The 13,016-nt window shown below is 73.0% G+C and carries 11 protein-coding genes and 1 riboswitch; of the genes, 5 read left to right on the top strand and 6 right to left on the bottom strand.

Annotation, left to right across the window (positions count from 1 at the left end; translation table 11 throughout):
• Positions 1 to 107: 107 nt before the first annotated feature.
• On the bottom strand, positions 108 to 866 hold the full coding sequence (locus MQV74_RS06420) for an IclR family transcriptional regulator (RefSeq protein WP_242715056.1): 759 nt from the start codon (positions 864 to 866) through the stop codon (positions 108 to 110).
• 202 nt (positions 867 to 1,068) lie between these two features.
• Between MQV74_RS06420 and MQV74_RS06415 the strand changes: the two genes are divergently transcribed.
• Both MQV74_RS06415 and MQV74_RS06410 read left to right on the top strand, forming a co-directional pair.
• Positions 1,069 to 2,235, top strand: a complete 1,167-nt coding sequence (locus tag MQV74_RS06415; protein ID WP_242715055.1) for a pyridoxal-phosphate-dependent aminotransferase family protein — start codon at positions 1,069 to 1,071, stop codon at positions 2,233 to 2,235.
• 91 nt (positions 2,236 to 2,326) lie between these two features.
• A complete protein-coding gene (locus MQV74_RS06410) occupies positions 2,327 to 5,248 on the top strand; it encodes an FAD-binding and (Fe-S)-binding domain-containing protein (RefSeq protein ID WP_242715054.1) in 2,922 nt (973 codons plus the stop codon).
• A gap of 19 nt (positions 5,249 to 5,267) precedes the next feature.
• Here the strand turns inward: MQV74_RS06410 and MQV74_RS06405 are convergent, their stop codons facing one another.
• The 4 genes from MQV74_RS06405 to MQV74_RS06390 all read right to left on the bottom strand — a co-directional run bounded on the left by MQV74_RS06405 (position 5,268) and on the right by MQV74_RS06390 (position 10,215).
• Positions 5,268 to 6,446 (bottom strand): S1 family peptidase, encoded by a 1,179-nt coding sequence (locus MQV74_RS06405; protein ID WP_242715053.1) that lies wholly within the window; start codon positions 6,444 to 6,446, stop codon positions 5,268 to 5,270.
• 134 nt (positions 6,447 to 6,580) lie between these two features.
• Positions 6,581 to 7,459 (bottom strand): bifunctional 5,10-methylenetetrahydrofolate dehydrogenase/5,10-methenyltetrahydrofolate cyclohydrolase, encoded by an 879-nt coding sequence (locus MQV74_RS06400; protein WP_242715052.1) that lies wholly within the window; start codon positions 7,457 to 7,459, stop codon positions 6,581 to 6,583.
• Between the two features lie 21 nt (positions 7,460 to 7,480).
• Positions 7,481 to 7,567: riboswitch (ZMP/ZTP riboswitch) on the bottom strand.
• Positions 7,568 to 7,643: 76 nt separating this feature from the next.
• A complete protein-coding gene (locus MQV74_RS06395) occupies positions 7,644 to 8,156 on the bottom strand; it encodes a TetR/AcrR family transcriptional regulator (RefSeq protein WP_308402374.1) in 513 nt (170 codons plus the stop codon).
• 202 nt (positions 8,157 to 8,358) lie between these two features.
• Positions 8,359 to 10,215 carry a trypsin-like serine peptidase gene (locus MQV74_RS06390; protein WP_242715050.1) on the bottom strand — a complete coding sequence of 619 codons (1,857 nt, stop codon included), beginning with the start codon at positions 10,213 to 10,215 and terminating at the stop codon, positions 8,359 to 8,361.
• 173 nt (positions 10,216 to 10,388) lie between these two features.
• On the opposite strand from MQV74_RS06390, the gene MQV74_RS06385 reads away from it, so the two are divergent.
• On the top strand, positions 10,389 to 10,895 hold the full coding sequence (locus tag MQV74_RS06385) for a hypothetical protein (RefSeq protein WP_242715049.1): 507 nt from the start codon (positions 10,389 to 10,391) through the stop codon (positions 10,893 to 10,895).
• 44 nt (positions 10,896 to 10,939) lie between these two features.
• On the opposite strand, the gene MQV74_RS06380 is transcribed toward MQV74_RS06385, so the two are convergent.
• Positions 10,940 to 11,368 (bottom strand): DUF4440 domain-containing protein, encoded by a 429-nt coding sequence (locus tag MQV74_RS06380; RefSeq protein ID WP_242715048.1) that lies wholly within the window; start codon positions 11,366 to 11,368, stop codon positions 10,940 to 10,942.
• Between the two features lie 281 nt (positions 11,369 to 11,649).
• Here MQV74_RS06380 and MQV74_RS06375 point away from each other — a divergent pair, with 281 nt between their 5' ends.
• On the top strand, positions 11,650 to 12,546 hold the full coding sequence (locus MQV74_RS06375; protein WP_242715047.1) for an alpha/beta hydrolase: 897 nt from the start codon (positions 11,650 to 11,652) through the stop codon (positions 12,544 to 12,546).
• A 53-nt stretch (positions 12,547 to 12,599) separates the two neighbouring features.
• Positions 12,600 to 12,989 carry a cupin domain-containing protein gene (locus tag MQV74_RS06370; RefSeq protein ID WP_242715046.1) on the top strand — a complete coding sequence of 130 codons (390 nt, stop codon included), beginning with the start codon at positions 12,600 to 12,602 and terminating at the stop codon, positions 12,987 to 12,989.
• The last annotated feature ends 27 nt before the right edge of the window (positions 12,990 to 13,016 follow it).

Below are 13,016 nucleotides of genomic sequence, written 5' to 3'. Positions count from 1 at the left end.
AGGGCGACGTTGGCGAGTATGTGACGGGCGTCACGGCCCGTCAAGGGGGTGCGCGGACATCGCTTGCGAGGTGCTCGGGCGGTGCGGGTGCGCCGTGTTCGCGGCGCTCAGGCGGTGCGCGGCTCCTCGTATCCGAGTGCCGCGCTGATCTCACGGGCCGCGGCCCGCACGTGAACGCCCAGGTCGTCGAGGCGGCTCCGGTCGCAGCGGCTGGCGGGCAGGTTGATGCTCATGCTGGCCACGGGTGTGCCGTCCGGGCCGAGGATCGCCGCGGCCACCGCCGCGACGTCGGTGCGCCACTCGCCCTCGTTGAGCGCGTAGCCGCGGGCGTGGATCGCGGCCAGTTCGGCGCGCAGCGCGTCCGGGTCGCCGATCGTGGCCTCGGTGAAGCGGGTCAGGCCGTCCGCGACGTACCGGTCGACGGCCTCGGGGGAGCGGGCCGCGAGGATGGCCTTGCCGTTGGCGGACGCGTGGCCCGACAGGTGCTGGCCGAGCGGGAGCACGATCCGTACCGGCTGGGCCGTCTCCAGGCGCTCGACCAGGACGACCCGGTCGCCCTCCGGCACCGCCAGGTGTACGGTCTCGTCGACGGTGCGGCGCAGCTCCTCCATCACCGGCACCGCCACGTCCCGCAGCCCCAGCTCGCCCGTGGCCTGCCGCCCGACGAGCAGCGCCTTCGTGGTGAGGGTCCAGCGGGTGGGCGGGGTGCCCGTCTGTCTGATCCAGCCCGCGGTGCGCAGCGTGCCGAGGGCGCGCTGCACGGTGCTCTTCGGCAGCTCCATGGCCCGCGCGAGCTCGGCGACCCCGACGGGCTGGCGCGACGCCAACTCCTCCAGGACGCGCAGGGTGTTGAGGACGTTCTGCATGGGTTCCCCCCGAAGGTCTGGTGTCGGTGCGCCCGGTGGGCTCCGCGTCGGCCCGCCCCCAGGGTGGCGCATGGGTCGGCCTCGACGGCGGCGTGCGGCCGCACCGTTGACCGTCGTCAGCCGTCGCCCCTATGCTCCACCGTGCCGCATCACGATACGCTGTGCCGCCTTACGGCACAAGCGTGGAGGGGAGATTCGCGCGATGACCGTCAGGACCGGCCGTCACTTTCTGCAGATTCCCGGACCCACCAACGTTCCCGACCGCGTTCTGCGCGCCATGGCCGCACCCACCCTCGACCACCGGGGGCCCGAGTTCGCCGAGCTCACCCGCCGGGTGCTCGACGGCCTCAAGCCTGTGTTCGACACGACGTCCCCGGTGGTCGTCTATCCGTCGTCGGGCACCGGCGCCTGGGAGGCGGCCCTGGTCAACACGCTCAGCCCGGGCGACCGCGTGCTGTGCTTCGAGACCGGCCACTTCGCCACCCTGTGGCGGGACATGGCCGAATCCCTCGGCCTGGAGGTGGAGTTCGTGCCCGGCGACTGGCGGCACGGCGCCTCGCCCGAGGCCGCCGCCGACCTCCTCTCCGCCGACATGGCCCACCGGTTCAAGGCCGTCTGCGTGGTGCACAACGAGACCTCGACCGGTGTCACGAGCCGGGTGCCGGACCTCCGTGCCGCCCTGGACGCCGCCGGGCACCCCGCCCTGCTCCTGGTCGACACCGTCTCCTCGCTCGCCTCGATCGAGTACCACCACGAGGCGTGGGGCGTCGACGTGACCGTGACCGGCTCGCAGAAGGGCCTCATGCTGCCGCCGGGCCTCGGCTTCAACGCGGTCAGCCCCAAGGCGATCGAGGCGGCCCGCACCGCCCGGCTGCCCAAGGCGTACTGGGACTGGGCGCCGATCCTCGACGCCAACGCCGCCGGGTTCTTCCCGTACACGCCCGCCACCAACCTCCTCTACGGCCTGGAGGAAGCCCTGCGCATGCTCGCGGAGGAGGGCATCGAACAGGTCTGGGCCCGCCACGCCCGGCACGCCGCCGCCACCCGGGCGGCCGTGCGGGGCTGGGGACTCGACGTGCTGTGCGCCGACGACCGGGAGCACTCAGGGTCGCTGACCGCCGTGCTCCTGCCGGACGGCCAGGACGCCGACGCCGTACGGAAGATCGTCCTGGAGCGGTTCGACATGTCGCTCGGCACGGGCCTCGGGCGGCTCGCGGGCAAGGTCTTCCGCATCGGCCACCTCGGCCACTTCAACGACCTCACCCTCGCCGGGACCCTCGCCGGGGTGCAGATGGGCCTGGAGCTCGCCGGGATCGCGGTCGGTTCCGAGGGGCTCGCCGCGGGGCTCGACCACCTCCGCACGGCCTGAGCCACCCCCGGGCGCGGGTCCGCCGCACCGGCGGACCCGCGCCGCCCCCCCCGCAAGTCCCCGTACTCCCTTCGCCCCCGGAGCGTGTCGTATGACATCCAGCATCGAGAGCACGGAGGCCGAGCGTGATGAGCTCGGCGGCGAACTCGCCCGGCGGTTGCGCGCCGACCTCGACGGCGAGGTCCGCTTCGACTCCGTGAGCCGCCATCTGTTCGCCCGTGACGCCAGCATGTACGCCATCACCCCGCTCGGCGTCGTCTTCCCCCGGCACGCCGACGACGTGCGGGCGGCCGTCGCCGCGGCCGTCGAGCACGGCGTGTCCGTGGTGCCGCGCGGGGCCGGGACGAGCCTCGCCGGGCAGACCACGGGCCCCGGCATCATCCTCGACCTCTCCCGCCACATGCGCCGCATCGTCGCGCTCGAACCGGAGGGCCGTACCGCCCTCGTCGAACCGGGCGTCGTCCAGGACCAGTTGAACCGCGCCGCCGCCCCGCACGGCCTGATGTTCGGCCCCGACACCTCCACCAGCAACCGCGCCACCGTCGGCGGCATGATCGGCAACAACTCGGCGGGCAGCGGCTCCCTGCGCTACGGCATGACCATCGACCACGTGCGCGCCCTGGACGTGGTGCTCTCCGACGCGACGAGCACGCACCTGGCGCCGCTCACCGCCGCGGAGCACGCGAGCCGTGCCGGGTTCGACACCCTGGACGGCCGCATCCACCGCGAACTGCCCCGGCTCGTCGCCGCCCACGCCGACGCCATAGCCGACGGCTTCCCGCAGCACTGGCGGCGCGCGGGCGGCTACCGCCTTGACCGGCTCGCCCGCGAGGACACCCCCTTCGACCTGGCGAAGTTCGTCGTCGGCTCCGAAGGCACCCTGGCCGTCACCACCCGGGCGCTCGTGGACCTCGTACCGAAACCGGCGCACACGGTCTTCGCCGTCGGCCACTTCACCTCGGTCGCCGGGGCCATCGAGGCCACCCAGGACGCGCTCGCCTGCGACCCGGCGGCCGTCGAGCTGATGGACCGCACGATCCTCGACCTGTCCCGGCAGAAGATCGAGTACGCGTCCCTGTCCGCGGTCCTCGAAGGCGACCCTGACGCGCTGCTCTTCGTGTCGTTCACCGGTGACGACGAGCGCGAACTCCTCGGCAGCCTGGACCGGTTGACCACCCTGTGGAAGCGGCACGGCCACGGCTACCACACCCTCAGGGCCGTCACCTCCGCCGACCGGACGGCCCTGATGAAGGTCCGCAAGTCGAGCCTCGGACTGCTCATGGCCGCGAGCGAGGGCACCAAGCGGCCCCTGGCGTTCATCGAGGACACCGCCGTCGACCCCGTCCACCTGCCCGCGTACACGGCCCGGCTGAAGAAGGTCCTCGACCGGCACGGCCTCACCGCGGGCTTCTACGGGCACTGCTCGGTGGGCTGTCTGCACATCCGCCCGTTCCTCGACGTCACCGACCCCGAGCAGCGCAGGACGATGCGCGAGGTCGCCGAGGAGGTCAAGGACCTCGTCACCGAGTACGGCGGCGTCAACTCCAGCGAGCACGGCGACGGCCTGGCCCGCAGCGAGTTCAACCGCGAGTTGTTCGGCGACGCGCTGTACGAGGCCATGCGCCAGGTCAAGGGCCTCTTCGACCCGGACGACCGGCTCAACCCCGGCAAGATCGTCGACGCCCCCGCCATGACCGAGCACCTGCGCGACGCGGCGCTGCCGCCCGCGCCCGGCCTGCGCACCCGGCTCGACTTCGAGGTGGCCGGGGGGATGCGCGCGGCCGCCGACCGCTGCATGAACATCGGCCTGTGCCGCAAGTCCGGCACCGGCGCCATGTGCCCCTCCTACATGGCCACGCGCAACGAGGAGGACTCCACGCGCGGCCGCGCCGGCGCCCTCGTCCAGGCCCTCTCGGCGCCCGACCCGCACGCCGCGCTCGGCGACGAGCGGCTGCACGAGGTCCTCGACCTGTGCCTGATGTGCAAGGCGTGCAAGAGCGAGTGCCCTCTCGGCGTGGACATGGCCTCACTGAAGGCGGAGGCCCTCGCCCACCACCACGACGAGCACGGCGTTCCGCTGCGCTCCCGGATCTTCGGGGCGATCCGCACCCTCAACCGCCTCGGCTCGGCCACCGCCCCGCTCTCCAACCTGCCCGGCCGCTTCCCGCTGCTGCGCCGCCTGCTCGACCGCACCCTCGGCATCACCCGCCACCGTCCGCTGCCGCGCTACGCCCGCCGCAACCTGGTGCGCTGGTTCGGCCGCCGCACGCCCGCCGCGACGACCACTCAGGGCACCGTCGTGCTGCTCGCCGACTCCTTCACCACGTACACCGAGCCGGAGATCGGGCAGGCGGCCGTGGAGCTGCTCGAACACGCCGGGTGGAACGTGCACCTGGAGAGCGGCGGCTGCTGCGGCCGGGCCAGCCTGTCCAAGGGCCTCCTGGACGACGCGGGCGACAAGGCCTTCCAGCTGGTCCACCGCCTCACCGAGACCACCCCGGCCGACGCCCCCATCACCGGCTGTGAGCCGTCCTGCCTGATGACCCTGCGCGACGAGCACAAGGCGCTGCTGCCCCGCGACTCGGCCCGCGAGGCGGTCACGGCCCGGGTGAAGCAGATCGAAGAGCTGCTCGGCGACGCCATCGACGACGGCCGCCTCACCCTGCGCCCCGACTCCTGGCTGAACGGGCGCACCCTCCTCTACCACGGCCACTGCCACCAGAAGGCGGAGGTCGGCACGGCAGCCACCATGGCGCTGCTGCGCCGCATCCCCGGAGTGGAGGTCACCGAACTGGACGCGGGCTGCTGCGGCATGGCCGGCTCCTTCGGCTTCGAGTCCGAGCACTACGACCTCTCGATGACCGTGGGAGCCGACCGTCTCTTCCCCGCCGTGCGGGCCGCGTCCGCCGACACCGTCGTGGTCGCCACGGGTGCCTCGTGCCGCCAGCAGATCTTCCACGGCACGGAGCGCACCGCGTGGCACCCGGTGCAGCTGCTGCGCGAGGCGCTGTGAACGCCCCGGGCGGCCGGGCCTACTTGTCGATCCACACCCCGAAGTCGCGCCAGGCAGTGCCGAAGTCCTGGAAGCCCATCTTCGACCCCAGCGAGCGGGTCGACGTGCCCTTGGCGATCGCGCCCCCGTTGGCGGCCCCCGAGTAGACCGGACCGCCGCTGTCACCGCCGCGCAGGGGCGTCCGGCCGTCCATCTGCTCGGCCTCCACCAGGTCCTCGGAGTCGTTGTAGAAGTACAGCACCTTCAGGTTGCAGACCGGGCCGCCGGTCTCCGCGGCGCTGGTGACACCGGACTGGCACAGGTACTCGCCGGTGTACACCCAGTCCCAGCCCTCGACCCGGACGCCGCGCTCGTCGCCCCGGCCGCCCGTGTACATGAAGTTGTCCACGTCGGACGTCGGGACCAGCATGACGTCGTGGGGCTGGTGGCGCGGTCCGACCGTACCGATGTACTGGTCGGCCCCGTTCGTGGTCCGGGCGCCCTGCTGGCCGCAGTGCGCGGCGGTGAGGAGGTACTGTGCGCCCGACCCGTCGCGCACGCCGAACCCGGACGAGCAGGGCACGCCGTTGATCTTGATGAGCGCGCCGCCCGACCAGGGGTGGGAGTCGTTGTCACGGCTGCGCTCCTTCATCTTCCCCTCGCGGACGGTGCGCACCGGCACGCCCAGGTCCCTCTTGAGGGCGGCGGCCCTGCGCGGTGCGGCGGCCGCCGCCCTGCGGCCCGGGTCGGCGGCGATGACGAGTCCGCTGCCGTCCGTCGGGATCTTCACGGTGTGGCCGAGCGACGGCTCGGCCCGCAGCCGCTCCTGGAGCCGGGCCGAAGCGGACTTGAGCTCCTTGAGCGAGTACGGGGCCGCCACGATCCGCACCCGTGCCTTGCCGCGCGCCGTGGCGACGGCCTTGCGCATCCGCGCGGGCAGCTCGCCCTTCCAGTACAGGGCGACGCGGCCGCGTTCGAGGGCGATGCCGGTGAAGCCCTCGTACCGGCCGCGTTCCTGCGCCCATTTGATGACGTCGGCCGCCGCGACGAGGGGCCGCTGCTCGGCCATCTTGCGCGCGGCGTCCTTGCCCACGACCTCCGGGACGGCCACCGTCCTGCGGCCGTCCTCGTCGGCGCTCGCGCCCGGCCCGGCCGTACCGAGCAGCGCCATGCTGAACACTGCCGCGCCCGTGGCGAGGAGAGCCTTCTTGCGACGCATCGAACCCCCTGGTGACCGTGCGGCGACGGAGTGTCGCCGCAACTGGTGGAAACGTAGGGGGAGTTGGTCAACGGCGGGTCAACACCCGTTGAAAGCAGCAGTTGGTGGTACGGGCCGGAGCGGGATGCGGCTCGTCACCGTGCGGCGCGCGCCCCCAGCTGCCGCTCCGCGGCGGTCACCGTCTGCTCCAGCAGCACCGCGATCGTCATGGGCCCCACGCCGCCCGGGACCGGCGTGATGAGGCGGGCCCGGCTCAGGGCGCCGTCGAAGTCGACGTCGCCGACGTTGCCCGCGTTGTACCCGGCGTCGATGACGACGGCGCCCGGCTTGATGTCCTCGCCGCGGATCAGCTCGGGCCTGCCGACGGCCGCCACGACGACGTCCGCCTCGCGCAGGTGCGCGGACAGCTCGGCGGTGCGCGAGTGGCAGTAGGTGACGGTCGCGTCCCGGGCGAGGAGCAGCATGCCCACGGGCTTGCCGAGGATCGCGCTGCGGCCCACGACGACGGCCCGCTTCCCGGCGAGGTCGACGTCGTACGCGTCGAGGAGGCGCATGATCCCGCCCGGGGTGCAGGACACGAAGCCGGGCCGCCCGAAGCTCATCGCGGCGAACGAGCTCAGCGTGACGCCGTCGACGTCCTTGTGCGGCGCGATCGCCTCGAAGGCGGCGCGCTCGTCGATGTGGTCCCCGACGGGGTGCTGGAGCAGGATGCCGTGCACGGTCGGGTCCTCGGAGAGGGCGCCGAGGGTGGCGACGAGCTCCTCGGTCGTGGTCGCGGCGGGCAGCGCCACGTGCCGCGAGACGATGCCCGCCTTCGCGCAGCGGTTCCGCTTCATCCGTACGTACGTGACCGACGCGGGATCCTCGCCCACGAGCACGGTCGCGAGACAGGGCGCCGCGCCCGTGCGCCGGGTCAGCTCGGCGGCGCGGGCCGCGGTCTCCTCGCCCACGCGGCGGGCGAGGGCGGTGCCGTCCATGAGCTGGGCAGGGACCGTCGAAGTGGTCGGGGACATGGCCGCCTCCAGGCGTGGTTGACCAGTCGCCCAGGCGCACGGCATCGACATCTGCGTCAGGCCGCTCCCCGGTGGTGCTCCACCTCAGCGCCAGTCACGGCCCGCCCCCACTGTAGTCGAGGGCGTGTCGGACCTTGACGGCGCGGTCACCGGCAGGAGCCGACGTGCGGCCCGGCCCCGTCGGCTACGGCGCGTCCGGGCCGGGCTCCGGCAGGAGCTCCCGCAGCAGTTCCTCGAACTCGTCGGCCGTCGGTGGCTTGTCCGCGAGCAGGCCCTGGAGCAGCAGCCCGTCGTAGGCGTGGGTGAAGAGCTTCACGCGCAGCGGCTCGTGCGTGAAACGGCGGGCGAACGCGGCGAGCGCCTCGTGCCAGCGCCGGGTCGCCGCCCGCTGCTCCGGGCGGCGCGCCGCGAGCAGGCACAGCTCGAACTCCGCGAGCAGGTGCCCGGGCGGGCTGAGGAGCCGCGCCATGAGCTCCGCGAGCGCCCGGAGCGTGGCGCCGCCGGGCGCCTCCACGAGGGCCTCGATGCGCGCGGAGTCCTCCTCCATGCACTGGGTGAGCGCCGCGGTGAGGAGGGCGTCGATGCTGCTGAAGTAGTACGTCGTGGCGGTCGTGGGCAGCTCCGCCTCGCGGGCCACCGTGCGGTGGGTGACGCCCGCGGCGCCGTCGCGCGCGATGACCCGCACGGTGGCCTCGATGAGGGCCCGGCGCCGCCGCTCGCCCTTGGCGCGGCGGCCGTCGGTGACGGGCGGCGTGGTCGGCCCGGTGGTCGGCTCGTTCAGGGTGGCTCTCCCGCGTTCGTGCGCGCGGACCTGTGCTGCCGCGTACGTGCGCCGTTCCCGCCGACGTTACCCGGTCCGCGCACGGGGGCGCCGCCGGTCGCGGTCGGCGGCGCGGATGTCAGGCCGTTTTCGGCGGTACGAGGTTCCGCTCGGTGCCCAGCCTGGTCGTGGTGTCGGCGTAGAGGCTGACCTCGCCGTCGCTCCAGCGGACGACGAGGTCGTCGGGGCGGCCGTCCGCGGTGTAGCCGCCGGCGGTCGCCACCGTGGCGTGCTTCCACAGCGCGCCGGCCCCGCCGAGCTGCGTCTTCCTGCCCAGGCCGCCCGCGCCCACGTCCTGGTGCAGGGTGAGCTTGCCGTCGGACCAGCGCACGACGACGTCCCAGCGGTCGCCGCCGGTGAAGTCGCCGCCGACGAGGAGGGCGGCGCGCTTCCAGGTGGCGTTGGGCTTCTGGAGCCTGGTCTCCTTCGTGAAGCCGTCGCCCGCCTCGCGGTAGAGGGTGAGTTCGCCGTCGCTCCAGCGGACGACCAGGTCGTCGGCGCGGTCGTTGCCGCTGAAGCGGCCCGCGGTGATCCGGGTGGCGTGCTTCCACGTGGACCCGGCCTTGGCGAGCCGGACCTCCCGGCCGAAGCCCGCGGTGGACACGTCGGGGTACAGCGTGACCTCGCCGTCGGACCAGCGCACGACCAGGTCGGAGCGGCGGCCGCCGGCGAAGTCGCCGCCGGTGATCGTGGCGGCGTGCTTCCAGGTGCCGTTGGGCGCCTTGAGGCGCCGCTGGGCACTGAAGCCGCCCTTGCCGTCGCCGGTGTGCAGGGTGACCTCTCCGCTGGCCCACACGGCGAGCAGATCGGCCTTGCCGTCACCGGTGTAGTCGCCCGCGGCGAGCTGCTTGGCGTGCTGCCAGGTCTCGCCGATGCCGAGCGCGTAGGGCAGGGGCGGGCGCCGGACGGTGGCGACGTCCGCGACGGCGTCGTCGTAGAGCTTGAACACCTCGTCGTCGTAGAACGGCGCGTACGAGACGGCGCTGCTCGACCCGCCGCCGCCCGCGCCGCCGAGGTTCCCGACGACCTGGCCGCGCTGGGTCCGTTCGTCGAAGTTCATCAGCCAGGGGCTGCCGGAGGTGCCGCCGTGGAAACCGGCGCATTTCATCCGCAGCTGCTTGTAGCCGGGCAGCCGGTCCGTCGTCGTGCGGCACTTGATCGCCCGGTCCTTGGGGGCGTACTTCGCCTTCGGGTAGCCGATGACGGTGACCGGCACGCGGTAACCGGGGGTGCGCGTCAGGGTGTTGGCGCCGGTGCGCTGTTCGATGTGGCGGCCGTTCCTGTCGGGCTTGAGCGTGGCGAAGCCGAAGTCGAGGTTGGAGCCGGGCCCTGTGTCGGTGTGCCGGGGGTCCTTGAAGAACCGGTCGACGGCCCAGATGCCGTAGGGCTGTTGGGCCGCGGGCTTGCCCGTGCGGTACTGGGGCACGAAGGCGTGCTTCTTGCCGGGGCCGCAGTGCCCGGCGGTGAGGATCAGATTGCCCTTGGGGCTGTGCACGACGCTGGCCGTGCAGCTGTGTGCCTTCATGCCGCTGTCGACGTAGTACAGCACGCCGATGGTCTTGGCGCCCTTGTAGGCGGTGGCGGCGGGGGCGGCGGCCGCCGCGCGCACACGGGGGGCGGCCGCGGCGCTCGCGGTGGCCTTCGTGGCGCTGTCCGGGCGCGCGTCCCGCGGCGCGCGGCCCTTGGCGGGGGGTGGCGGGACCGCCGCCGCCATGCGTCCCGAGGTCCAGAAGTCCTCGGCGTCCTCGACCGTCCAGCCGGCGCCGCTCTTCGGCGGGGCGGACGCGCTGACGCCGCCGGGCGCTCCGTCCGATCCGGGCCGGGGCGTGCCCGGCCCGGCTATGGATTCCTGCGCCGACGCGGTGGTCGCCAGGGCGGCGAGGACGACGCCGCCCGTCCCCACGGCGACGGACCGGGACCAACGGGAAATGCGCACGGCTCCCCTTCAGTTGCGTGCTGGTGGAAGAACTCGGTGTTCGCCCGTGATGGCATGCCGAAGGGCGGGCGACGGTAGTCCGTGCACTGCTCGCAAATCCCCCGGTAAGATCGCTGAAAACGGACCCGTCACCAGAGTCGACCCTGGTTATCCGAACCCGAGGACTGCATCTTATGTCACGTGTACGCGCCGCTTTTGTGGGGGCTTTGCTGCTCGGGGCCGCTTCGGTGGCCGTGCCGAGCGCCTTCGCGGACGCGAGTGGCAGCGGTGAGTTGACGGTCACGCCGGGTGCCGCGCGTCCCGGTGAGCGCGTCACGTTGTCCTTGGTGAATCCGGAACTCGACGAGGGTGCGACCTTGCGTTCCGAAGTGTTCCAAAAGCCGGTGGAGTTGAAGTCCACGGGCAAGGTGTCGTTTGCGGCGCGTGCTCAGGTTCGCTGTGACGCCGAGCCCGGTACGTTTGCCGTGCATTTCGCCGAGCCGGTGCATCCGGGGGAGAGTACGCGAGCGGGCGAAGTAACCGTGGAAAAGGGCGGGCCAATTGACGGCCCGCAGTGTGCCGCTCAAGCCGAAGGCGACGACGGAGACAAGGGCGTGCCGATCCTCCCCGTCGCCGGGGGAGCGGCCGCCGTGGTGGCGGTCGGCGCTGCCTTCGTCGTGCTGCGCAGGCGCCGCTCCTAGGCGCCCGCGCGGCACGACAGGGACGGTCCCGGCCGTCGCCCGCCTTACAGGTTGTCTCCCCAGCCGCCCTGGATCATGGTCTGGAACGCCCAGGTCCCGTCCCGCTTGAGCAGGATGTCGGCGTACCGGAGCTGCTGGGTGTGGCCGTCCGCCGTCATCGTCGAGTCGGTGAAGACCACAGCCATCGACGCGGAGAGGAACACCGGGGTCCGGGTGGACTCGAAGGTGATGTCCTGGCTGCCGTCGCCCATCACCTGCGTCATGGTGGCGACGAACTGCTGCCGGTCCCACTGCGCCGACCGGCCGTCCCCCTGGGAGTCGTCGCTCACCAGGTTGAGCGGGAACACCGCCATGTCGGCCATGCGCTCCACGTCACGCTTGCCGCTCGCCGCGTCGTACGCGGCGAACCAGGCGTCCAGGCTCGCGCGGTCCTCGGCGGTCGGGGCGTATCCGGTGTCGGGCAGATGAGTCATACGGGCTCCCTTGCTGATGAGGCTCTGGTGCATCTGCGTAGTCAAACTTGACCACGCGGAGAAAGGTATACCGTGATGGCGCACTAGTCAAACTTGAATAATGAAATCCGTGGGTGTCACGTCCGGGCGACCGTACGCCGGGCCGCGTGCCGGGCCCGCCACGGCGGTCCGGGAGGCGCGACCCCGAGCCGGAGGTGGGCGCCGATCGGTGCGTGGAACGGGCGAGTTGCCCGACGGTTGGCGGCTGCTTCCCGGTGGTCGCGGCCGTGAGGATGACCGCCATGGACTCCGAACTCGAAGCATTCGTCCCACTGATCCCCCGGGCCGACCTGTCCGACCCCGTCACCGCCCGCAAGAACCTCGCCGAGCTGGCCGCCTCCGTGCCGGCGCCGGACACCTCGGGCATGGAGATCGAGGACCGCACGGTGCCCGGCGATCCGGCGGTGCCCGTACGCGTCTACCGCCCGCGGGGCGCGCGGGGCGCCGTCGTCTGGATGCACGGCGGCGGCTGGGTCATGGGCGACGTGGACACCGAGCACCCCTGGGCCTCCCGCATCGCGGAGAGCTCCGGCGAGGTGGTGATCTCGGTGGGCTACCGCCTGGCCCCCGAGCACCCGTACCCCGCCGCCCTCGACGACACGTACGCGGTGCTGGCCTGGGCGGTCGAGCACGCGGCCGAGTGGGGCGTCGACCCGGAGCGGATCGCGGTCGGCGGCCACAGCGCCGGGGCCGGGCTCGCCGCGGCCGTGGCGCTGCGGGCGCGCGACCGGCAGGGCCCGCCCGTCCGCTTCCAGCTGCTGAACCAGCCGGGGCTCGACGACCGCCAGGACACCTGGTCGGCGCGGCAGTTCACGGACACGCCCTGGATGACCCGCGACAAGATCACCGCGGCCTGGGGGCACTACTTGGGCGGCGCGCCGGCCACGCCGTACGCCGCGCCCTCGCGCGCCGACGACCTTTCCGGGCTGCCGCCCGCCTACATCGCCACCGCCGAGCTGTGCCCGAACCGCGACGAGGGCATCGCGTACGCGCTGCGCCTGCTCCGGGCGGGCGTGCCGGTCGAACTGCACCAGTGGGCCGGTACGTTCCACGGCTCGCAGGCGCTCCTGAGCGCCGACGTGTCCCGGCGGCAGAACGCCGAACTCGGCGCGGCCCTGCGCCGCGGCCTGGCCGCTTGACCCGCTCCGTCCGCCGCATCCGAGCAGCCGAACCCCAGGAAAGGTACTCCGGCATGACTGTTGCCCCGATCGACCTCTTCGCTTCCTTCATCCACCTCGACCAGGGCGGGGAAGTGCGGGCCGAGCGTCCGGTGTTCGACGCCGCCCGGGACGGCTGGCAGGTGATGACCTTCCATGTGGAGACCGACGCCGACGTGCACGGCGACCACTGGGAGGTGCACCCCGACGCCGAAGAGGTCGTGGCCTGTCTGGCGGGCGGGATACGCCTCTGCTTCCGCCCGGAGGAGCCCGGAGAGGAGGAGGCGGAGGTGCGGGTGGCGGCCGGATCCGCCGTCATCGTGCCGCGCGGCCGCTGGCACCGCATCGCCCTGGACGGCCCCAGCGACCTCATGTCCGTCACCATGCCGCGCGGCAGCCGCCTGGAGCCGCGTGCCACGGCATAGCCACCGCGCCCGGGGCCGGGCGTGATA

It is taken from the genome of Streptomyces sp. AN091965 (genome assembly GCF_022698285.1).
Lineage (GTDB): Bacteria > Actinomycetota > Actinomycetes > Streptomycetales > Streptomycetaceae > Streptomyces.
Note: the sequence above shows the minus strand (reverse complement) of the source record. Positions and strands in the feature narration are given on the sequence as shown.

Coding starts and splice junctions, on each gene's coding strand:
- MQV74_RS06420 (WP_242715056.1), bottom strand. CDS start 866: ATGCAGAACGTCCTCAACACCCTGCGCGTCCTGGAGGAGTTGGCGTCG.
- MQV74_RS06415 (WP_242715055.1), top strand. CDS start 1,069: ATGACCGTCAGGACCGGCCGTCACTTTCTGCAGATTCCCGGACCCACC.
- MQV74_RS06410 (WP_242715054.1), top strand. CDS start 2,327: ATGACATCCAGCATCGAGAGCACGGAGGCCGAGCGTGATGAGCTCGGC.
- MQV74_RS06405 (WP_242715053.1), bottom strand. CDS start 6,446: ATGCGTCGCAAGAAGGCTCTCCTCGCCACGGGCGCGGCAGTGTTCAGC.
- MQV74_RS06400 (WP_242715052.1), bottom strand. CDS start 7,459: ATGTCCCCGACCACTTCGACGGTCCCTGCCCAGCTCATGGACGGCACC.
- MQV74_RS06385 (WP_242715049.1), top strand. CDS start 10,389: ATGTCACGTGTACGCGCCGCTTTTGTGGGGGCTTTGCTGCTCGGGGCC.
- MQV74_RS06380 (WP_242715048.1), bottom strand. CDS start 11,368: ATGACTCATCTGCCCGACACCGGATACGCCCCGACCGCCGAGGACCGC.
- MQV74_RS06375 (WP_242715047.1), top strand. CDS start 11,650: ATGGACTCCGAACTCGAAGCATTCGTCCCACTGATCCCCCGGGCCGAC.
- MQV74_RS06370 (WP_242715046.1), top strand. CDS start 12,600: ATGACTGTTGCCCCGATCGACCTCTTCGCTTCCTTCATCCACCTCGAC.